At 76.1% G+C, this 20473-nt stretch carries 16 protein-coding genes and 1 pseudogene; 13 read left to right on the forward strand and 4 right to left on the reverse strand.

Annotated features, from left to right (window positions below; genetic code table 11):
* Positions 1-7 precede the first annotated feature (7 nt).
* From QC283_RS28715 to QC283_RS28765, 11 genes are all read left to right on the forward strand, one after another.
* Complete coding sequence (locus tag QC283_RS28715; protein ID WP_279564613.1) at positions 8-1648, forward strand: carbamoyltransferase family protein; 1641 nt, start codon at positions 8-10, stop codon at positions 1646-1648.
* Entirely contained in the window at positions 1645-2679 is a 1035-nt protein-coding gene (locus QC283_RS28720) for a glycosyltransferase family 2 protein (RefSeq protein WP_279564614.1), read from the forward strand. Before QC283_RS28715 ends, QC283_RS28720 begins: the two co-directional genes overlap by 4 nt.
* Positions 2676-3356, forward strand: coding sequence for a D-glycero-alpha-D-manno-heptose-1,7-bisphosphate 7-phosphatase (locus tag QC283_RS28725; RefSeq protein ID WP_279564615.1), 681 nt, complete (start codon positions 2676-2678; stop codon positions 3354-3356). The genes QC283_RS28720 and QC283_RS28725 overlap by 4 nt, the downstream gene beginning before the upstream one ends.
* A complete protein-coding gene (locus QC283_RS28730; protein WP_279564616.1) occupies positions 3353-4342 on the forward strand; it encodes a glycosyltransferase family 9 protein in 990 nt (329 codons plus the stop codon). Before QC283_RS28725 ends, QC283_RS28730 begins: the two co-directional genes overlap by 4 nt.
* A complete protein-coding gene (locus QC283_RS28735) occupies positions 4339-5292 on the forward strand; it encodes a glycosyltransferase (RefSeq protein WP_279564617.1) in 954 nt (317 codons plus the stop codon). Before QC283_RS28730 ends, QC283_RS28735 begins: the two co-directional genes overlap by 4 nt.
* Positions 5289-6506, forward strand: coding sequence for a glycosyltransferase family 4 protein (locus tag QC283_RS28740; protein WP_279564618.1), 1218 nt, complete (start codon positions 5289-5291; stop codon positions 6504-6506). Before QC283_RS28735 ends, QC283_RS28740 begins: the two co-directional genes overlap by 4 nt.
* Positions 6506-7141 carry a D-sedoheptulose-7-phosphate isomerase gene (locus QC283_RS28745; protein WP_279564619.1) on the forward strand — a complete coding sequence of 212 codons (636 nt, stop codon included), beginning with the start codon at positions 6506-6508 and terminating at the stop codon, positions 7139-7141. The genes QC283_RS28740 and QC283_RS28745 overlap by 1 nt, the downstream gene beginning before the upstream one ends.
* 8 nt (positions 7142-7149) lie before the next feature.
* Positions 7150-8520, forward strand: a complete 1371-nt coding sequence (rfaE2, locus tag QC283_RS28750) for a D-glycero-beta-D-manno-heptose 1-phosphate adenylyltransferase (protein ID WP_279564620.1) — start codon at positions 7150-7152, stop codon at positions 8518-8520.
* A 335-nt stretch (positions 8521-8855) separates the two neighbouring features.
* Entirely contained in the window at positions 8856-9929 is a 1074-nt protein-coding gene (locus tag QC283_RS28755) for a glycosyltransferase family 9 protein (RefSeq protein ID WP_279564639.1), read from the forward strand.
* Positions 9926-10861: a glycosyltransferase family 2 protein gene (locus QC283_RS28760; RefSeq protein ID WP_279564621.1), complete on the forward strand. Its 936-nt coding sequence runs from the start codon at positions 9926-9928 to the stop codon at positions 10859-10861. The genes QC283_RS28755 and QC283_RS28760 overlap by 4 nt, the downstream gene beginning before the upstream one ends.
* Complete coding sequence (locus QC283_RS28765; RefSeq protein ID WP_279564622.1) at positions 10858-11754, forward strand: glycosyltransferase family 2 protein; 897 nt, start codon at positions 10858-10860, stop codon at positions 11752-11754. Before QC283_RS28760 ends, QC283_RS28765 begins: the two co-directional genes overlap by 4 nt.
* 106 nt (positions 11755-11860) lie before the next feature.
* On the opposite strand, the pseudogene QC283_RS28770 reads toward QC283_RS28765, so the two are convergent.
* From QC283_RS28770 to QC283_RS28785, 4 genes and pseudogenes are all read right to left on the reverse strand, one after another.
* Positions 11861-12168, reverse strand: a pseudogene (locus QC283_RS28770) (DUF3040 domain-containing protein).
* A gap of 57 nt (positions 12169-12225) precedes the next feature.
* Positions 12226-13140 (reverse strand): polysaccharide pyruvyl transferase family protein, encoded by a 915-nt coding sequence (locus QC283_RS28775; protein WP_279564623.1) that lies wholly within the window; start codon positions 13138-13140, stop codon positions 12226-12228.
* A 60-nt stretch (positions 13141-13200) separates the two neighbouring features.
* On the reverse strand, positions 13201-14649 hold the full coding sequence (locus QC283_RS28780; protein ID WP_279564624.1) for a tetratricopeptide repeat protein: 1449 nt from the start codon (positions 14647-14649) through the stop codon (positions 13201-13203).
* The gene (locus QC283_RS28785) at positions 14646-15029 is read right to left on the reverse strand and encodes a hypothetical protein (protein ID WP_279564625.1); all 384 of its coding nucleotides are present in this window, start codon (positions 15027-15029) and stop codon (positions 14646-14648) included. Before QC283_RS28785 ends, QC283_RS28780 begins: the two co-directional genes overlap by 4 nt.
* Before the next feature lie 378 nt (positions 15030-15407).
* Here QC283_RS28785 and QC283_RS28790 point away from each other — a divergent pair, with 378 nt between their 5' ends.
* Both QC283_RS28790 and QC283_RS28795 read left to right on the forward strand, forming a co-directional pair.
* Positions 15408-19268 carry an nSTAND1 domain-containing NTPase gene (locus QC283_RS28790; RefSeq protein ID WP_279564626.1) on the forward strand — a complete coding sequence of 1287 codons (3861 nt, stop codon included), beginning with the start codon at positions 15408-15410 and terminating at the stop codon, positions 19266-19268.
* Positions 19269-19334: 66 nt separating this feature from the next.
* Positions 19335-20441 carry a winged helix DNA-binding domain-containing protein gene (locus QC283_RS28795; protein WP_279564627.1) on the forward strand — a complete coding sequence of 369 codons (1107 nt, stop codon included), beginning with the start codon at positions 19335-19337 and terminating at the stop codon, positions 20439-20441.
* Positions 20442-20473 lie beyond the last annotated feature (32 nt).

Raw genomic sequence — 20473 nt, forward strand, 5'->3', positions numbered from 1 at the left:
ACCCCCCATGCGCATCCTCGGTATCAACGCCCTGTTCCACGACCCGGCCGCCGCGCTCGTCGTCGACGGCCGGACCGTCGCGGCCGCCGAGGAAGAGCGCTTCAGCCGCCGCAAGCACGGCAAGCGTCCGGTGCCCTTCTCCGCGTGGGAGGTGCCGGAGCTGTCGGCGCGGTGGTGCCTGGAGCACGCCGGGATCCGGCCCGAGGAACTGGACGCCGTCGCGTACTCCTTCGACCCGGGGCTCGCCCGGCCCGCCCGCGACATGGGCCTGGACGACCCGTGGGACCCGCTGCGGCTGGAGTACGCCCGGCGCGCCCCCGAGTTCCTCGCCGACGCGCTGCCCGGGCTCGACCCGGACCAGGTCGTCTTCGTCCCGCACCACGTGGCGCACGCCGCCTCCGCCGGACCGGCCTCACCGCACCCCGACAACGACGTCCTCGTCCTCGACGGACGCGGCGAGTCCGCCTCCCACCTGGCCGGCCGCTACCGCGACGGCAAGCTCGACACCCTCGCCACGCAGGCCCTCCCGCACTCCCTCGGCCTCGTCTACGAGGAACTGACCGAGCACCTCGGCTTCCTGCGCAGCAGCGACGAGTACAAGGTGATGGCCCTCGCCTCCTACGGCACCCCCCGCCACCTCGACCGCCTGCGCGAGCACATCCACGCCACCGGCGACGGCGGCTTCCGCGCCCACGGCGTCGACTGGGCGGCCCTCGCCCCGGCCCGCGCCAAGGGCGAGGACTGGACGAAGGACCACGCCGACCTCGCCGCGAGCACCCAGGCCGTACTGGAGGAACTCCTCCTGGAACTCGTGCACTGGCTGCACCGCGAAGCCGGGGGAGAAGCGCTGACCATGGCGGGCGGCGTCGCCCTCAACTGCGTCGCCAACTCGAAGATCGCCGCCCGTGGCCCGTACCGGCACGTGTGGGTGCAGCCCGCCGCCGGAGACGCCGGCACCGCCCTCGGCGGCGCCCTGCACGTGGCCGCCGCCCAGGAGGGTGCCGCCCCCGAGCCCATGCCCGGCGCCGACCTCGGCCGCGGCTGGAGCGACGACGAGATCCGCGCCTGGCTGGAGACGGCGGCGATCCCCTACGAGGAGCCGGACGACATCGCCGAGACGGTCGCCGAGGAACTGGCCCGGGACGGCGTCGTCGCCTGGTTCCAGGGGCGCGGCGAGTTCGGGCCGCGCGCCCTCGGGCACCGCTCCCTGATGGCCCACCCGGGCCGCTCCGAGAACCTGGAGCGGCTCAACCACGTCAAGGGCCGCGAGGAGTTCCGCCCCGTCGCGCCCATGGTGCTCGCCGACCGCGCCGCCGACATCTTCACCGGGCCCCTCCCCAGCCCCTACATGCTCTTCGTACACGACGTCGCCCCCGCCTGGCGGGACCGGATCCCGGCCGTCGTGCACGTCGACGGCACCGCCCGCATCCAGACCGTCGAGGAGCGCCGCGAGCCGCTCGTCGCCCGGATGCTGAACGCCTTCGAACGCCGCACCGGACTGCCCGTCGTGGTCAACACCAGCCTCAACACCGCGGGACGGCCCATGGTCGACGACCCGCGCGACGCGCTGGAGTGCTTCGGCTCCGCACCCGTGGACCTGCTGGCCATCGGACCGTTCGCGGTGCGCCGGGGGAAGGCGTTCGCATGACCGGCGTCCCCCAGGCCGGCGGCGCCAGGACCGGCTACGCCGTCGTCGTCCCCACCCTCGTCCGCGACACGCTGGCCGACTGCCTGGCCGCGCTGGTCGCCGCGATCGGACCCGACCCCGACGAGATCGTCCTCGTCGACGACCGGCCCGACCCCGACGCCGACCCCGACGCGCTGGAGCATCCGCTCGGCGTCCTCGGCGACCTGCGCGAGCGCACGGTGGTGCTGCGCAGCGGCGGCAGGGGGCCCGCCGCCGCCCGCAACACCGGCTTCCGCGCGGTCACCTCGCCCTGGACCGCCTTCCTCGACGACGACGTCCAGGTCGGCCCGCACTGGTGCGACCAGCTGGTCCAGGACCTCGCCGAGGCGGCACCCGACACGGGTGCCGTGCAGGGTGTGATCGCCGTTCCGTTGCCGGGCGAGCGCCGTCCCACCGACTGGGAGCGCGGCACCGCCGGCCTCGCGCGGGCTCAGTGGATCACCGCCGACATGGCCTACCGCACCGACGTGCTCAAGGAGGTCGACGGCTTCGACGAACGCTTCACCCGCGCCTTCCGCGAGGACGCCGACCTCGCGCTGCGCGTCCTCGACGCGGGGTGGCGCATCCGGCGGGGCCGCCGCACCACCCGGCATCCCGTACGCGACGCCTCCCGCTGGGCGTCCCTGAAACAGCAGCGCGGCAACGCCGACGACGCCCTGATGCTGCGGCTGCACGGCCCCGACTGGTGGGCCAAGGCGGTGGCCCCCAAGGGCCGGATCCGGCGCCACGCGGCGATCACCGCCGCCGGCGTGGCCGCCCTCGCCCTCGTCGCCGCCGGCCGTCCCCGCGCCGCCGCGGTCGCCGGGCTCGGCTGGGCCGCCGGCACCGCGGAGTTCGCCTGGACCCGCATCGCCGCCGGACCGCGCACTCGTCACGAGGTCACGACCATGCTGGTCACCAGCGCGCTCATCCCGCCCACCGCGACGTGGCACCGGCTGAGCGGACTGTGGCGGCACCGGCGCGCCCCCGCCTGGCGGGAGGTGGCCGCATGAGCCCCGTCAAGACCGTGCTGTTCGACCGCGACGGCACCCTCGTCCACGACGTCCCCTACAACGGCGACCCCGAGCGGGTCCGGCCCGTCGAGGGCGCCCGCGAGGGGGTGGCGCTGCTGCGCGAACACGGCATCAGCGTCGGCGTCGTCACCAACCAGTCGGGTGTCGCCCGCGGCCTCATCAGCGACACCGACGTCCGCCACGTCAACCGGCGGATCGACGACCTCGTCGGCCCCTTCGACGTATGGGCGATCTGCCCGCACGGCCCCGACGACGGCTGCCACTGCCGCAAGCCGCAGCCCGGCCTGGTCCTGTGGGCGGCCGGACGCGTCTGCACCGCCCCCGCCGACTGCGTCGTCATCGGCGACATCGGCGCCGACATCCAGGCCGCCGAACGCGCGGGTGCCCACGGCATCCTCGTCCCCAACGCGCAGACCCGCCCGGAGGAGACGGCCGCCGCGGCCCACGTCGCCCCGGACCTCCTGACCGCCGTACGGGCGGTACTCGACGGCCCGCCCAGGGGCCGGGTCCTGGCGGACGAACGTCCCATCGAGGCGGCGTTCGGGACGGGGACGGCCTCTGCCCCCACCACCCCCGTCCCTGCTCCCGCCCCCGAGGCGGCACCCGGGACGCCCCGGTCACGTGCCGCCGCGCACACCCGCGGGAGGCCGCGATGAAGGCGCTCGTCACCCGGCTCGACAGCTTCGGCGACGTACTGCTCGCCGGGCCCGCCGTGCGGGCCGTCGCCGCCCGGGCCGACCACGTCACACTGCTGTGCGGATCGCGCGGCGCACCCGCCGCCCGCCTGCTGCCCGGCGTGGACGAGGTGCTGGTGTGGGACGCGCCGTGGGGCGGGTTCCAGCCGCCCGACGTCAGCCGGGCGGACATCGACGCGCTCGCGGACCGGATCGACGCCGACACCGCGCTGATCCTGACCTCCTTCCACCAGTCCCCGCTGCCCACCGCCCTGGTCCTGCGTCTCGCCGGCGTCCGGCACATCGCCGCGGACAGCGTGGACTACCCCGGCTCCCTCCTCGACCTGCGCCACCAGCGCGCCCCGCACGCCCACGAGGCCGAGGCCGCGCTCGACCTTGCCGAGGCGGCCGGATTCCCCCGGCCCGACGACGGACGGCTGCTGGTGCGCACACCGCCCCCCGCCGACGCGCTGACCGGCCCCGGCCCCTACGTCGTGCTCCACCCCGGCGCCAGCGTCCCCGCCCGCGCCTGGAGCCCCGAACGCGCCGCCGAGGCCGTGCGCGAACTCGCCGCGGCCGGGCACCGCGTGCTGGTCACCGGCGGCCCCGACGAACGCGGCCTCACCGCGTACGTCGCGGGCGAACACGGCACCGACCTCGGCGGCCGCACCGAGGCCCCGGAACTGTCCGGTGTCCTCGCGGGCGCCACCGTCGTCGTCACCGGCAACACCGCGCCCGCCCACCTCGCCGCCGCCGTCGGCACCCCGGTCGTGTCCCTGTTCGCACCCGTCGTACCGGCCGAGCGCTGGCGGCCGTACGGCGTCCCGTACGTCCTGCTCGGCGACCAGGACGCGCCCTGCGCCGACAGCCGGGCCCGGGACTGCCCCGTCCCCGGCCACCCCTGCCTGAACACCGTCACGGCGACCGACGTGGCCGCCGCCGTCGAGAAACTCCTGGGGGAGGCATGAGGATCCTCATCTGGCACGTGCACGGGTCGTGGACCACGGCCTTCGTGCAGGGCCCGCACACCTACCTCGTCCCCGTCACCCCGGACCGCGGACCCGACGGCCTCGGCCGCGCCCGCACCTGGGACTGGCCCGACTCCGTCGTGGAAGTACCGCCTCAGCGGCTGCGGGACGAGCACATCGACCTCGTGATCATCCAGCGCCCGCACGAACTCGCCCTGGTCGACCAGTGGCTGGGCCGCCGCCCGCCGCTGGTGTACCTGGAGCACAACGCCCCCGACGGTGACGTGCCCGACACCCGCCACCCCGCCGCGGACCTCCCCGACGTCACCACCCTCGTCCACGTCACCCACTTCAACCGGCTGATGTGGGACGCGGGACCGGCCGACACGACGGTCATCGAGCACGGCATCGTCGACCCCGGCCACCGCTGGACCGGCGAGCTGGACCGCGCCGCCGTCGTCGTCAACGAGCCCGTCCGGCGTGGCCGCACGACCGGCACGGACCTGCTCCCCGAGTTCTCCCGCGCCGCCCCGCTCGACGTCTTCGGCATGCGCACCGAAGGTCTCGCCGAGCACATCGGCGTCGACCCCGGCCGCTGCCGCACCCAGGACGTCCCCCAGGGCGACTTGCACGCCGAACTGGCCCGCCGCCGCGTCTACGTCCACCCCGTCCGCTGGACCTCCCTCGGCCTGTCCCTCCTGGAGGCCATGCACCTGGGCATGCCCGTGGTCGCCCTCGCCACCACCGAGGTGACCGAGGCCGTGCCCCCGGGCGCCGGAGTGGTCTCCAACCGCATCGACGTACTGACCGACGCCGTACGCGACTTCCTCGCCGACCCGTCGCACGCGCGGACGGTCGGCGACGGGGCCCGTGCGGCGGCCCTGTCCCGCTACGGGCTGTCCCGCTTCCTGGACGACTGGGAGCGGCTGCTGAAGGAGGTGACCCGATGAGGATCGCCATGGTGTCCGAGCACGCGAGTCCGCTCGCCGCGCTCGGCGGCGTCGACGCCGGTGGACAGAACGTCTACGTGGCCCGTCTCACCGAGGAGTTGGCCAAGCGCGGCCACGACGTCACGGTCTACACCCGCCGGGACGCCACCACTCTGCCCGACCGGGTGCCGCTGCCCGGCGGCGCGGTCGTCGAGCACGTGCCGGCCGGACCGCCCGCGGTCGTGCCCAAGGACGAACTGTTCCCGCACATGCCCGCCTTCGGCGCCCACCTGGCACGCGCCTGGGCCCGGGAGACGCCCGACGTGGTGCACGCCCACTTCTGGATGTCCGGCATGGCCTCCCAGATCGGCGCCCGGCCGCACGGCGTCCCCCTCGTGCAGACCTTCCACGCCCTCGGCACCGTCAAGCGGCGCCACCAGGGCATGCGGGACACCAGCCCGTACGAACGCATCGGCATCGAACGGCAGCTCGGCCGCGCCTGCGAACGGGTCCTGGCCACCTGCACCGACGAGGTCGTCGAACTCGGCGACATGGGCGTACCGCCCCGGCAGGTGTCCGTCGTCCCCTGCGGTGTGGACGCCGAGCACTTCCACCCCACCGCCGACACCGGCCGCACCCCCGCCCGCAAGGAGCGGCACCGGCTGCTGGCCTGCGGCCGGCTCGTGCCCCGCAAGGGCTACGACCAGGCCATCCGCGCCCTGGCCCACGTCCCCGACACCGAACTCCTCGTCGCGGGCGGCCCGCCCGCCGGCGGCCTCGACGCCGACCCCGAGGCACAGCGCCTGACCGCGCTCGCCCGCCGCACCGGCGTCGCCGACCGGGTCCGGCTGCTCGGCGCGGTCGACCCCGAGGACATGCCCGCCCTGCTCCGCAGCGCCGACCTGGTGCTGTGCACCCCGCTCTACGAGCCCTTCGGCATCGTGCCGCTGGAGGCGATGGCCTGCGGCGTGCCCGTCCTCGCCACCGACGTCGGCGGCCACCGCGACTCCGTGGCCGACGGGACCACGGGCCGCCTGGTCACCCCGCAGGACCCCGAGGCCATCGCGGACGCCGCCCGCGAACTCCTCGCCGACGAACGGCTGCGCCGCCAGTACGGCAGGAACGGCCGTGAACGCGTCCTGCGGCACTACACCTGGGCGCGCGTCGCCGACGGCGCGGAACAGGTCTACCGCCTGACCGTCGCCGACCACGCACTGTCGAAGGAGGTGGCGTGATGACCGTCCACCCGCCCGTCGTCGGGCACTGCGACGAACTCCAGGAAGCGCTGGGGACCTTCCGCGCCTCCGCGCACGTCACCGAACGCTGGGGCTCGCGGCTCGCCGCCGTCCTCTCCGGAGGCGGCCGGCTGCTGGCCGCGGGCAACGGCGGCAGCGCCGCCCAGGCCCAGCACCTGACCGCCGAACTCGTCGGCCGCTACCGCGACGACCGCCCGCCGTTCTCCGCGATCGCCCTGCACGCCGACACGTCCTCCACCACCGCCATCGCCAACGACTACGGCGTCGACGAGGTGTTCGCCCGCCAGGTCCGCGCCCACGGCCGCGAGGGCGACGTACTGATGCTGCTGTCCACCAGCGGCGCCAGCGCCAACCTGCTCTCCGCGGCCGACGCCGCCCGCGCGGCCGGGGTACGGGTGTGGGCGCTCACCGGCTGCGCCCCCAACCCGCTCATGGCGGGCAGCGACGAGTCTCTGTGCGTGGACGCCCCCTCGACGGCCACCGTCCAGGAGATCCACCTGGTCGCCGTGCACATGGTGTGCGCGGCCTTCGACGCCGCGCTGGAGCGGGGCGTACGGGGTGTGCGGGGCCCACGGGAGGCCGGGGGCCCGCAGGGCGAGGGAACGCGGAGGTGACCGGACGCATGGCTGACAGGGCTCCTCTGGTCGTGGTCGGCGACGCCCTGCTGGACCGCGACCTCACCGGCTCCGCCGACCGGCTGGCGCCCGACGCGCCGGTACCGGTCGTGTCGGAGTGCGCCGAGCGCGTACGTCCCGGAGGCGCCGCGCTCGCCGCCTACCTGGCCGCCCGCGACGGCCGGGAGGTCACCCTGATCACGGGCGCGGGCGACGACCCGGCGAGCACGGTCCTGCGCGAACTCCTCGACCCCTGGCTGACCCTGATCCCGCTCCCCCTCACCGGCACCCTGCCCGAGAAGACCCGGGTCCTGGCGCAGGACCGCCCCGTCGTACGCCTCGACCGGGGCGGCGGCCGGGCCCGCGAGGCCACGGACGAGGCCCGCGCGGCGCTGCGCTCCGCCCGGGCCGTCCTGGTCTCCGACTACGGCCGCGGCACGGCGGACGCCCTGCGGGACGCACTGGCCGCCCGCCCGCCGCTGGTCTGGGACCCGCACCCGCGCGGGGGCCCGCCGGTCCCCGGCACCCGGTTGGTGACACCCGCCGAGAAGGAGGCGCACGGCTTCGCCCCGCCCGGCGGCCACCAGGGCGGAGGCCTGCGCGCCGCCGCGCTCAACGCCACCGCCCTGGTACGGGACTGGCGGGTGGCGGCGGTGACGGTCACCCTCGGCTCGCGCGGCGCCCTGCTCTCCTACGGCGAGCACCCTCTGCTCTTCCCCGCGCCCGCCGCCCACCACGGCGACTCCTGCGGCGCGGGGGACCGGTTCGCGGCCACCGCCGCCGGGCTGCTGGCCGACGGCGCGCTGGTGGGGGAGGCCGTCGAGGGCGCGGTGGGTGCCGCGACGGCGTTCGTCGCCGCGGGCGGCGCGGGCGCCCTGCCCCCCGCCGACAGCGGCCCGGTACCGGCCGCCGCGCCCGACACCGACGACCCGCGGGCACTGGCCGCCCGCGTCCGCGCCCAGCACGGCACGGTGGTCGCCGCGGGCGGCTGCTTCGACCTGCTGCACGCGGGCCACGTCGGCCTCCTCCAGGCCGCCCGGCGACTCGGCGACTGCCTGGTCGTCTGCGTCAACTCCGACGCCTCCGTGCGGCGCCGCAAGGGCGACGGCCGCCCCGTCAACCCCCTCGCCGACCGCGTGCGCGTCCTGCGCGCCCTGGCCTGCGTCGACGCGGTCGCCGTCTTCGACGAGGACACCCCCGAACGCCTCCTCGGCGACCTGCGACCCGACGTGTGGGTCAAGGGCGGCGACTACGCGGGCGCGGACCTCCCCGAGGCCGGCCTGCTCCAGGAGTGGGGTGGCCAGGCGGTCCTCCTGCCCTACCTGGACGGCCGCTCCTCCACGGCCCTGATGGCCCGCGCGGCGGAGGGGGTGCGATGACCCGCCCCACCACACCGGACACGGGACGCGGCCGGACCCCGTCCCCGGCCGTCCGTCCGCCGGCGAACGCCACCGAGGCCGCCGTCCGTCCGCCGGCGAGCGGCACGGCGTCCCCGGCCTCCGCCGGGGGCCCGGTGACGGGCGATCCCGTGCATCCGCCGTCCGCCGGGCCGACGCGGGGCGACCGGGGCGCGCGGTCGACGGCCCGTGTCGGTGTCGGTGTGGGGCCGCCTCCGGCGGCCACGGACGGTGCGGGGGCGCGGGGCGCGGCGGTCTCGTCGGCCTCCGCCGGGGGCCCGGTGACGGGCGATCCCGTGCATCCTCCGTCCGCCGCGATGGCGCACCCGCCCGACGCCCGTCCGGCGTACGCCGCCTCGGGACCGGGCCCGGACAGCGGGCCCGACGCCGGTGGCGGGGCGCGGCCGCGGCTGCTCGTCCTGCGCGCCCTCGGACTCGGGGACCTGCTGGCCGGCGTGCCCGCGCTGCGTGCGCTGCGTCGCGCCTACCCCGCACACGAACTGGTGCTGGCCACCCCCGCCGAGCTGGCACCCCTCGTCGCGGCGACCGGCGCCGTGGACCGGCTGCTGCCCGCCGCCGAGCCCGGCCGCGCCGTCCCGCGCACCCTCGACTGGACCGGGCCGCCCCCCGACGTCGCCGTCGACCTGCACGGCAACGGACCGCCCAGCCACCGCCTGCTGACGCGCCTCGGCCCGCGGAGGCTGCTGGCGTTCGCCCACCCGGAGACGCCGGAGATCGACGGGCCGCCCTGGTACGCCGAGGAGCACGAGCGCGACCGCTGGTGCCGGATGCTGCGGGCCTACGGCATCGACGCCGATCCCACCGACCTGCGGCTGCCGCGCCCGGACGCGCCGTCCCCCGCCCCCGGCGCCGTCGTCCTGCACCCCGGCGCCGGCGCCCCCTCGCGCCGCTGGCCCCTGGAACGGTACGCGGCCGTCGCGGGAGCGCTGCGCGCCCGCGGACGCCGGGTCGTCGTCACCGGGGGAGCGGACGAGGCGGACCCGGTGGCCAGGCTGGCCAAGCTCGCGCACCTGCCCGACACGGACGTCTTCGGCGGCGGCCTGCCCCTGGACCGGCTCTCCGCCCTGGTGGCCGGCGCCCGCGCCGTCGTCAGCGGCGACACCGGCATCGCCCACCTCGCCGTCGCCCACGCCACGCCCACCGTCACCCTCTTCGGCCCGGTCCCGCCCAGCCGCTGGGGCCCGCCCGGCCACCCCCGCCACCGCGCCCTGTGGCACCCGGGCCCGGACGGCGACCACGGCCACCACGGCGACCCGCACGGTCACGAACCCGACCCCGCGCTGCTGCGGATCACCACCGACGACGTCCTGGCCGCCCTCGACGCACTCGGCGTCAGCGACGCCCCGGACGCCCTGGAAGAGGCACCATGAACCACGCCACGAACCGCGGCCCGTCGACCACCCGCGAACGCTCCCACGCCGACCCCACCCGGCCCGCCCCCGTCGGCGTCGTCATCGCCACCCGCGACCGCTCCGCGAGCCTCGCCGTCACCGTGCGGCACCTGCTGGCCCTGCCCGAACGGCCCGAGGTCCTCGTCGTCGACAACGCCTCCACCGACGACACCCGCGCCATGCTCGCCCGCGACTTCCCCCGGGTCCGCCTGATCGCCCTGCCGTTCAACCGCGGCGCCCTCGCCCGCACCCACGGCGTCCGCGCCCTCGACACCCCGTACGTGGCGTTCAGCGACGACGACTCCTGGTGGGCGCCCGGCTCCCTCAGCGCCGCCGCCCGGCACTTCGACGAGCACCCCCGGCTCGGCCTGCTCTCCGCCCGCACCCTCGTCGGCCCCGACGACACCGCGGACCCCCTCAACGACCTGCTCGCCGACTCCCCGCTCGGCGCGGCCACCGACCTGCCCGGCACCCAGGTGCTCGGCTTCCTCGGCTGTGCCGCCGTCGCCCGCCGCACGTCCTACCTCGACGCCGGCGGCTACCACCCCCTGCTCTTCTTCGGCGCCGAGGAGACCCTCCTCGCCTACGACCTGGCCGCCCGCGGCTGGGGCGTCACGCACTGCCCCGACGTGATCGCCCACCACCATCCGGACCCCGGTCCCCGCACCGACCGCCCGGCCGTCGTACGCCGCAACGAACTCCTCACCGCCTGGCTGCGCCGCCCGCTCCCGCACGCGCTGGCCCGCACCCGCGCCCTCGCCGCCGACGCCCGCCGCGACCCGCACGCCCGGCGCGCCCTGCGCGAGACACTCACCCGCCTGCCCGCCGCCCTGCGCGCCCGCAGGCCACTGCCCCCGCACGTCGAGCGCGCCGCCCGCCTCCTGGACACGGCGAACGGAGCGACGTCATGACCGACCTCCGCACCACCGTCGTCGTCATCACCCACAACCGGTGCCCCGAACTCCTGCGCACCCTGGACCGCCTCGCCGAACTCCCCGAGAAGCCCCCGGTGATCGTCACCGACAACGACTCCACCGACGGCACCGCCTCCGCCGTCGCCCGCCACCACCCGGACGTACGGCTCCTGCGCCCCGGCCGCAACCTCGGTGCCGTCGGCCGCAACCTCGCGGTCCGCCAGGTCGACACGCCCTACGTCGCCTTCTGCGACGACGACTCCTGGTGGGCGCCGGGCTCCCTGTCCGGCGCCGCCGACCTGCTCGACCGGTACCCGGCGGTCGGCTCGGTCACCGCACGCATCCTCGTCGAACCCGACGGCACCGAGGACCCGATCGTCAAGGAACTGCGCGACTCGCCCGTGCCCCGCCCCGACTGGCTCCCGGGGCCGGCCCTCGGCTCCTTCCTGGCCGCCGCGACCGTGCTGCGCACCGACGCCTTCCGGGCCGCGGGCGGCTTCCACCCCCGGCTGTGGCTGGGCGGCGAGGAGGAGCTGCTCGCCGCCGACCTGGCGGCGAACGGCTGGTGGCTGACGTACGCCGACGACCTGACCATCCATCACCACCCCTCCGCCGTCCGGGACTCGACGCTGCGCCGGGCGCACGGCATCCGCAACACCCTGTGGTTCACGTGGCTGCGCCGCCCGGCCGGCCCGGCCCTGCGCCGTACCCTCCACCTGGCCCGCACCGTCCCGCGCGACACCGCGTCCCTGCGCGCGTTCGCCGAGGCGACGGCCGCCCTGCCGTGGGTGCTGCGCGAACGCCGGGTGCTGCCGCCGGAGGTCGAGGCCCGCCTGCGCTCACTGGAACCCGCCCAGCGCGACTCGACGGCCCGCAGCTACACGGGCTGACGCCCGCACCGGCTGACATGGCCGCCCACCGTGCCGCCGCCCACGACACGGGCCGACCCCACGCCGAGGGGACGCGGGGTCGGCCCGACCCGGACGGTCAACACACCTAGCCCTCCGTCCACCTGCACAGCAGCCGGAACGCCGCGAACAGCGTCGGCGGCCACACCGCCGCGAAGGCCCAGATCACACCGGGGCGGGATGTGACGATGCCGGTCACCATGAGGGTGACCGACAAGGTGAGCAGCAGGAGGACGGTCAGGGTGTGCGGGCGTAGGCCGCCACGCGGGTGAGGTCGGGGCGGCGGCCGAGTCGCAGCGTGCGCAGGCGCCGGTCCAGCCGGCGGTCGCGGCGCAGCGCCCGTTCCACCTCGTCGAGTATGCGTTGCTCGTGATCGGGGAGTCGGCCGATGCTCACGATGTCTCCTCCCGGGGGCGGACCGACGGGCGACCGAGTGCCCGCGCGGCCCGGGGACTAACCGGCCGGGCGTGTTCCCAGCGCCGCCACGAGAGTGTCCGCGGCGTCCGCGACCGGCTCCGCCGACCGGAACCCGGTGCCGATCCGCCCGGCCTCCTCCCGCCCATCGGTCAGGCACCAGTCCCACCAGTGCTCCAGTACGCCCTCCGTCAGCCGCTCGGCGGCCACCAGCGCCGGCCAGCCGCAGGCTCGCGCCTGCGCCGTCACCTTCGCACCGCCCGTGACCGGGTCCACCGCCAGCGCCGGCGTCCCGGCCCGCAGCGCCAGGACCAGGCCGTGCAGCCGGTCGGTGACGACCAGGTCCAGCCGGGCCAGTACGGCCTCCAGCTGGGCCGGCGTGCCGCACAGCCGCCAGTCGTGCGCGTCGAGCCGCGTCTCCAGCTCCAGCCGGGCACAGTCCTTGCCGGCCAGCCAGCCCGTCAGCCCCGCGGCGACCTCCTCGTGCCGCCGCTGCCCCCCGTACTCGTGCTGCCCGTGGGTGAGGATCACCCCGACGACCGGCCGGGCGGGCAGCGCGGGCGCGCGGGCGGCGAGGTCCGGGGTCGGCACGGCGCCGGCGGCGTCCCGGGCCAGCACCCGGTGGAAGCCGGTGACGGCGGGGGAGCCGGGGTCGACGACGGAGACTCCGACGGCGACCCGCACACAGTGCGCGAACCGCTGGTGCAACTCCTCGACCTGCGGCCCGTGCGCCGGCCCGCACACGAAGACCAGCCGGGAGTACGCCGCCGGGTCCAGGTCCGCGAAGTGGAGCGCGTCCGCCCGGAACCCAGGGCTCCATACGACGTCGTAGGGGAGCCCCGCGCCCCGCAGCACCTCCTCCACCCGCCGCAGCGCCAGCACGTCCCCGGCGGTCGCCTCCCCGTGCAGGAAGCTGAACCAGCCGGTCACCAGGGTCTTGTCTCGTCCGCGCACAGTGTCCCCGGGTGCCCCGACGGCGGCCCGGCAATCACCGGTCACCGGCGGGCGCCGCGGTCAGCGCTTCACCACCGGGCCGAAGGCGTCGCGCACGTCCGCGTCCGTCGGCGTGACGGACCGCCGCGACGGCGGACTGCCGTAGTAGGAGATGAAGTACGGGCAGCTGGAGCCGCTGATCTGCAGCTTGCGGTCGGTCACGAGCTTCCCGGTCCGCAGCGCGTAGGCCTTCACCCGGACCTCGACCTGGTGGAAGGTGATGCTGCGGATGCGTTCGTCGTGGTCCCGGTACTGGCAGGTCTCGACGGTGTTCCCCATGCCCGCCGAGTCCACGCACACCACCAGCGCCGCCTTGGCCGCGTCGGTGGCGTGCCAGCCGTCCGGCAGCTTGTCCGTGTACTCGCTGTCGCCCACGAACAGGGCCCGATTGGTGCCCTTGCGGTAGGCGGGGGCCTGCGAGTACTTCGCCGGTTTCCGGCAGTACCCGGTGTTCATGTCGTCCGCCGCCGTCACCAGGTCTTGGACGTTGTCCAGTTCGATGGCCAGACCGGCCTTCCTGACGCCCTCGCGGGCGGCCTCCGCGCGCTCGTCTGCGGGGTGTTCGTCGAGCAGTCGCCGGTAGCGGTCGCGCGCGTTCGCCCACTCCTCGTCGGTCATGAGGGTGTCACCGCACTCCATGAGCGCCTCGGGCGCTATGCGTGCCGCGGTGGCGGACGAGGGGTCGCTCAGGTCCTCGGGGCCGCTCTCGCGGTCCCGCAGCCAGTCCGCGATCCGTACGGTCCGGCAGCCGTCCTCGGTGGGCAGCTGTCCGAGGAAGTGCTTCAGGGTCGCCTCGACCGTCCGCTCGTTGCCGGGTTCGCCGAGGACCGTGCCGAGCCGGCCGAAGCCGGTCTTCAACATGTCGAGGTCACCGGTCAGCCCGCCGCTCAGATAACCCGCGGCCGCGTCCAGACGCTCGCAGGCCTCGACCACGGTGTCACCCCGGGCGGCCACCGGAGCGGCGGCCAGCCGGTGGCCGAACCCCACCCGCTCCTGGGCGGCCACCACGGCCACGCAGTCCCCGTCCTCGCGGGCCTCCTCGACGGCGTCCTCGATCCCGTGGGCGTCGAACCGCAGCCACCCGGCGGTCACCAGCACCGGGAGGGCGAGGGCGAGCGCGAGCACCCGCTGTCCGCGCCGGGGGCCCGCCGCCGGGTGCCGCCGTGCCAGCCGCCAGCCGTGGGCGACGACCACCGTCCACCACAGCAGCAGGACCAGCTCGCACCACGTCTCGGCCTTCGCGGCCACCAGCCACACCAGCGGGACGGTGACCACCGCGGCGCCCCAGAACAGCCCCAGGCGCCCCATGATCAGGTAGCCCGCGCCGAGCAGCGAGGCGTTGCCGACGGCGACGGCGAGCGGATCGGGCTCCCGGGGTTCCCGGGGTTCCCGGGGCGGCGCGGGCGGCCAGTCCGGGCCGGGAGACTCGGACTCGGAGTACTCCGGTCCGTCGTACGGCGGGTGGGTCATGTCTCGCTCCTCTCGCCGCCCTGCCGTGAGCGGACGTACGCCTCGCCGGCGGGCGCGTACAGCAGGAACAGTCCCGGGACCGCGAGAACGGCGGCCACCAGGAGGATGAGGCCGCCGTACAGCGGGTCGACGAGGGCGAACGGGGCCGCCAGCAGCAGGGTCAGCACGGTCAGACAGGCGGCCGTGGTGCGCGCGGTCCGCCGCCCGCGGCCCGCCCGCACCGCGAACCAGACACAGGCCAGCCAAAGGGCGGGCATCAGCGTCTGCCCCTTCTCGTGCTGATCGGCCGTCCCAGCGACCACCGCGCTCAGCGTCCCCAGCACCAGCAGGACCACGGCCAGGGTGACGCTCGCCGGTCGGCGGACGATGCCGGGAGTCATCGGATCACTTCCTTCATGTGCCTTTCCCCGAAGCGGGGCGAAACGGGTGCGGGGTGGCGCGGCCGTCACGGACACGGCGGTCGCGCCGCCCCGCACTCCCCCGGCCACCGATTCCACCCCGGTGCACCGTTGTTCAGCAGCCCGGACGCGGCACTGAACAATGCCGAACGGCATGGAAGGAGCACGGAAGAAGCATGAAAGGAGCACGAAAGGGCGTGAAAGGGGCGCGCCACGATGCGGAACCCCGGTGAAGGCGCCGTGAACTCCCCGTGCGCCACCCCCCGGTGAACACCTGTCCGCTTGCCGCCCCGTCCGGCGGGTCCCTACCGTGGGCGCCCGGACGGAGACCGAGAGCGACAACGGGGTGGGCGGCGACACGTGAGCGGACGCGGAGTGGGACGCCGGGAGCGGCAGGTCGACCCGGGGGCCGGACCGGTGCAGCGGTTCGCCGCGGAACTCCGCGCCCTGCGGGAGTCGGTGGGGCGTCCGACGTACCGGACGATGGCGGAGAAGGTCCCGTTCTCGGTGACCGCCCTGTCCCAGGCGGCGGCCGGCCGGCAGCTCCCCACCCTCGCGGTCACCCTCGCCTACGTCGAGGTCTGCGGCGGTGACCCGCAGGAGTGGGAGCGGCGCTGGCGCGAGACGAGCACGGAGGCCGCCGCCCTCGCGGCCGCGGACGAGGACGCGCGACCGCCGTACCGGGGCCTGGCGCGGTACGAACCGGACGACACCGACCTGTTCTTCGGACGCGACCGGCTCGTGGACCGGCTGACCGGGCTGACCCGCCGGCACCGCTTCACCGCCGTCTTCGGCCCCTCCGGCAGTGGCAAGTCCTCCCTGCTGCGAGCCGGCCTGATCCCGCACCTGCGCGCACCAGGGACCGGCCCGGACGCCCCCGCCCCACCGGCGGCCGTACGCGTCCTCACCCCCGGCGCGAACCCGTGGCGCACGCACGCGGACCGGCTGGTCCCCGTGCCGGACACGAACGCGGACACCTGGCTGATCGTCGACCAGTTCGAGGAGCTGTACACCCTCTGCGCGGACCCGGCCGAACGGAACGCCTTCGTCGACCGGCTGCTCGACGCCACCGCCCCCGGCGGCTCGCTGCGGGTGGTGATCGCCGTACGCGCCGACTTCCTGGGACGGTGCGCCGAACACCCCGGTCTGACGGCCGCGTTGCAGGACGCCACCCTGCTCGCCGGTCCGATGGGCCGGGAGGAGCTGAGGGAGGCCGTCGTCCGGCCGGCCGCCGCGGCCGGACTCGTCGTCGAACGCGCCCTGACCGCACGGCTGATCGACGAGGTCGAGGACGCGCCGGGTGGGCTGCCGCTGATGTCGCACGCGTTGCTGGAGACCTGGCGGCACCGCACCGGCCGGACCCTGACCGAGTCCGCGTACGAGGCGGCCGGCGGGCTGCGCGGCGCCGTCGTCCGCACCGCCGAGGAGGTGTACGGCGAACTCACCGCGTCCCAGGCCGACCTGGCCCGCCGCGTCCTGCTGCGGCTCGTCGCGCCGGGCGACGGCACCCCCGACACCCGGCGGCCCGCCGAGCACGCGGAACTCGACCTCGGCGACCCGGACGGCACCCGTGCCGTGCTGGACCGGTTGGTGAGGGCGCGGCTGCTCACCTTCGACGACGGCACCGTCGAACTGGCCCACGAGGCCCTCATCACGGCCTGGCCCCGGCTGCGCGGCTGGATCGACGCCGAGCGCGACCGGCTGCGCGTCCACCGGGCGCTCTCCGAAGCCGCCCGCACCTGGCTGGCCCTCGGCCGGGAGAACGCCGCGCTCTACGCGGGCTCGCGCCTGTCCGCCGCCCACGACGCCTTCCCGCAGGACCACCGGAGTACGGAACTCACTGCGGTGGAGAGCGAGTTCCTGGCCGCCTCGATGGGCAGGCGGCGTCGCGGGGTATGGCTCCGGCGGAGCCTGTCGGCAGCCCTCGCCCTGCTGGTACTGGTCGCCTCGGGCACCGCCGTCGTCGCCCTGCGGGCACGGGCCACGGCGCAGGCCGAGCGGGACGACGCCGTCTTCGGCCGGATCACCGCGGAGGCCGACCGGCTGCGCGGCACCAACACCGCGCTGACCGCCCGGCTCGACGTCGCCGCGCTCGGCATGCGCGCCACCCCCGACCTGCGCACCCGGCTCACCACGGACGCGGGCCGGGTGCTGTCCACCCGGCTGCCCGGGCACGAGGACATCGGCAGCGCCGTGGCGTTCGCCCCCGACGGCCGCACCCTCGCCAGCGGCGGCCACGACGGCACCGTACGACTGTGGAACACGGCGGGACCGGGCGCGGCGGGTGCGGACACGGCGGGAGCGGATGCGGGCGAGCCGCTCGGTGAGCCGCTGCGCATCACCGGCGGTCCGGTGGGCGCCGTGGCGTACTCGCCCGACGGCACCCTGCTGGCGGCGGCCGGGCACGGCGGGGCCATCCGGCTGTGGGACGTACGACGCGACCGCGCGCGGCCGCGACCCGTGGGCCGGCCCCTGGTCAGCCACGACGGGCAGTCCGTCGTCACCGTCGCCTTCGCCCCGGACGGCGGCACCCTCGCCACCGCCGGCGACGACGGCACCGCCCGCCTGTGGGACGTGCGCGACCCGGCCCGGCCCGAACCGCTCGGTGAGCCGGCCCGCGCCGACGCCCGCAGCGTCCGCGACATCGCCTTCGCCCCGGACGGCCGCACCCTCGCCACGGCCGGCCACACCGGGACCGTACGCATGTGGCGACTGGACGGCGCCGACGGGATGACCCCGCTCGGCGAGCCGCGGCGCGCACACGAGGAGGCCGTCTGGTCGGTGGCGTTCTCCCCGGACGGCCGGACCCTGGCCACCGCCGGCTACGACGAGACGGTGCGCCTGTGGGAGGCGTCCGGCACGGACGGCCCCCGCCCGCTGGGCGATCCGCTCACCGCGCACTCCGCCGCCGTGTGGGGCGTGGCCTTCAGCCCGGACGGACACACGCTGGCCACCGCCGGGCAGGACGACACCGTGGTCCTGTGGAACGTGGCCAATCCCGAGTATCCGCAGCAGGTGGGCGAACCGCTGACCGGGCACACGGAGGGCCTGTGGGACCTGGCGTTCGCCCCCGACGGCCGCACCCTCGCCACCACCGGCGCCGACCGCAGCGTCCGCGTCTGGCATCTGCCGGAGAACGTCCTCACCGACTTCACCAACCCGCTCACCTCCGTGGCGTACGGTCCGAACGGCCGCCTGCTCGCCGCCGCCAGCACGGACGACGCCCTGGTCCGGCTCTGGGACGTCCGCCGGCCGGAGCACCCCCGTCCGCTGCCGCGTCACCTCACCGGCCACGAGGCCCCCGTACTGGCCGCGGCCTTCGCCCCGGACGGCCGCACGGTCGCCGCCGGTGCCGAGGACGGCACCGTACGGCTGTGGGACGTCTCCGAACCGACCCGCCCGGCGCCCGCCGGCACCCTCCCGGACGCGCACCCGGGCGGTGTCCTCACCGTCGCCTTCGCCCCCGACGGCCGCACCCTCGTCACCGGCGGCGCGGACGGCACGGTCCGGCTGTGGGACGTACGCGGCCGGGGCGACCTACGACCGGTCGGCGAGCCCCTGGTCGCCCACACGGACTGGATCACCTCCGTGGCCTTCGCGCCGGACGGCCGCACCCTCGCCACCGGCAGTCAGGACAAGACGGCCCGCCTGTGGGACGTGAGCGACCGCGACCGGGCCCGTCCCGTGGGCGAACCCCTCACCGCCCACGGCGACTGGGTCAACTCGGTGGCCTTCTCCCCGGACGACGGCCACACCCTCGCCACCGGCGGCCGGGACCGCACGGTACGGCTGTGGGACGTCACGGACCCCGGCCGGGCCCGCCCGCTGGGCGAGGAACTGACCGGGCACCGCGGCGGCGTCACCTCCGTGGCCTTCGCCCCGGACGGCCGCACCCTCGCCAGCGGCGGCGAGGACCACGCGGTACGGCTGTGGGACGTCGCGGACCCCGCCCGCGCCGAACCCTTCGGACACGAACTCGGCGGCCACCTGGAGACGGTCACCTCGGTCGCGTTCAGCCCCGACGGCGACAGCCTCGCCTCCGCGAGCCACGACCTCACGGCCCGACTCTGGACGCTCGACACGGACCGGGCGGCCCGTCACATCTGCGCCCGCACCGGCGGCGACCTCACCCCGGCCACCTGGCACGACCTTCTCCCCCAGCTCAGCTTCCGGCGCACCTGCGAGGGGACCGAGGGCGGTTCACACCGTGCCGGTGGCTGAAACGGCGACACCACGCACCGTTCTCGCGGCCAGAAGCTGTCCGCGACCGCCGCTACCGTGCACAGCATGACGACCAAGGCACGAACGACGGCCCCCGTCCTCGGCACCCGCGCCCTGGGCCGCGCCACCCTGGCCCGGCAGTTGCTGCTGCGCCGCGCGACGATGCCCGCCGAGGCCGCCGTCGCGCGTCTCGTCGGGCTCCAGGCGCAGAACGTGAAGCCGCCGTACTACGCGCTCGCCGCCCGCCTCGAGGGCTTCACGCCCGACGACCTCTCCGCGCCGATGGCCGACCGCCGGGTCGCCCGCCTCGTCACCATGCGCTCGACCATCCACACCCACACCGCCGAGGACTGCCTCACCCTGCGGCCACTGGTGCAGGCCGCCCGGGACCGCGAGCTGGGGAACTTCCGCAAGGGTCTCGCGGGCGTCGACCTGGACCGGCTCGCGGTCCTCGCCCGCGAACTGGTCGAGGACACGCCGCGCACCATGGGAGAACTGCGCGAGGCACTCCTCGCCGCATGGCCCGACACCGACCCGCGGGCCCTGACCGTCGCCGCCCGCTGCCGGCTCCCGCTCGTGCAGGTGACCCCGCGCGGGCTGTGGGGGAGGAGCGGTCAGGTCACGCTCACCACCGCCGAGCACTGGCTCGGACGCCCCGCGCGGCCGGCGCCCGCGATGGACGACACCGTGCTGCGCTACCTGGCCGCCTTCGGTCCCGCCTCCGTGATGGACATGCAGACCTGGGCGGGCCTGACCCGGCTCCGGGACGTCTTCGAACGGCTGCGCCCCCGGCTCGTCACCTTCCGAGGGCCGGACGGCGCCGAACTCTTCGACCTCCCCGGCGCGCCCCGTCCCGACCCGGACACCCCCGCCCCGCCGCGTTACCTGCCCGAGTTCGACAACCTGCTCCTCTCCCACGCCGACCGCACCCGCGTCGTCCCGCCCGAACACAAGGGCCGTACCTGGACGAAGAACATGGCCCACCGCGTCCTGCTCGTCGACGGCTTCGTGGCCGGACTGTGGAAGCTCGACGACGACACCCTCGTCGTCGAGGCCTTCGACGACCTCACCAGGGCGGCGCGGGACGAGGTCGCGGCCGAGGGGGAGCGGATGCTGGCGACGATGCACCCTGAGGCCGCGTACGGCATCCGCTTCGGGACGGTACGCGGCTGACGTGGTAAGGGGGCGTTGCGGGCCGCTCGTGG

This window comes from Streptomyces sp. DH41, assembly GCF_029813785.1.
Classification (GTDB): domain Bacteria; phylum Actinomycetota; class Actinomycetes; order Streptomycetales; family Streptomycetaceae; genus Streptomyces.

Excerpts from the sequence above, each read along its gene's own strand:
- rfaE2 (WP_279564620.1), top strand. The coding sequence starts at position 7,150 with ATGGCTGACAGGGCTCCTCTGGTCGTGGTCGGCGACGCCCTGCTGGAC.
- QC283_RS28760 (WP_279564621.1), top strand. The coding sequence starts at position 9,926 with ATGAACCACGCCACGAACCGCGGCCCGTCGACCACCCGCGAACGCTCC.
- QC283_RS28795 (WP_279564627.1), top strand. The coding sequence starts at position 19,335 with ATGACGACCAAGGCACGAACGACGGCCCCCGTCCTCGGCACCCGCGCC.
- QC283_RS28735 (WP_279564617.1), top strand. The coding sequence starts at position 4,339 with ATGAGGATCCTCATCTGGCACGTGCACGGGTCGTGGACCACGGCCTTC.
- QC283_RS28755 (WP_279564639.1), top strand. The coding sequence starts at position 8,856 with ATGGCGCACCCGCCCGACGCCCGTCCGGCGTACGCCGCCTCGGGACCG.
- QC283_RS28745 (WP_279564619.1), top strand. The coding sequence starts at position 6,506 with ATGACCGTCCACCCGCCCGTCGTCGGGCACTGCGACGAACTCCAGGAA.
- QC283_RS28740 (WP_279564618.1), top strand. The coding sequence starts at position 5,289 with ATGAGGATCGCCATGGTGTCCGAGCACGCGAGTCCGCTCGCCGCGCTC.
- QC283_RS28780 (WP_279564624.1), bottom strand. The coding sequence starts at position 14,649 with ATGACCCACCCGCCGTACGACGGACCGGAGTACTCCGAGTCCGAGTCT.
- QC283_RS28730 (WP_279564616.1), top strand. The coding sequence starts at position 3,353 with ATGAAGGCGCTCGTCACCCGGCTCGACAGCTTCGGCGACGTACTGCTC.
- QC283_RS28725 (WP_279564615.1), top strand. The coding sequence starts at position 2,676 with ATGAGCCCCGTCAAGACCGTGCTGTTCGACCGCGACGGCACCCTCGTC.
- QC283_RS28765 (WP_279564622.1), top strand. The coding sequence starts at position 10,858 with ATGACCGACCTCCGCACCACCGTCGTCGTCATCACCCACAACCGGTGC.
- QC283_RS28720 (WP_279564614.1), top strand. The coding sequence starts at position 1,645 with ATGACCGGCGTCCCCCAGGCCGGCGGCGCCAGGACCGGCTACGCCGTC.
- QC283_RS28715 (WP_279564613.1), top strand. The coding sequence starts at position 8 with ATGCGCATCCTCGGTATCAACGCCCTGTTCCACGACCCGGCCGCCGCG.
- QC283_RS28785 (WP_279564625.1), bottom strand. The coding sequence starts at position 15,029 with ATGACTCCCGGCATCGTCCGCCGACCGGCGAGCGTCACCCTGGCCGTG.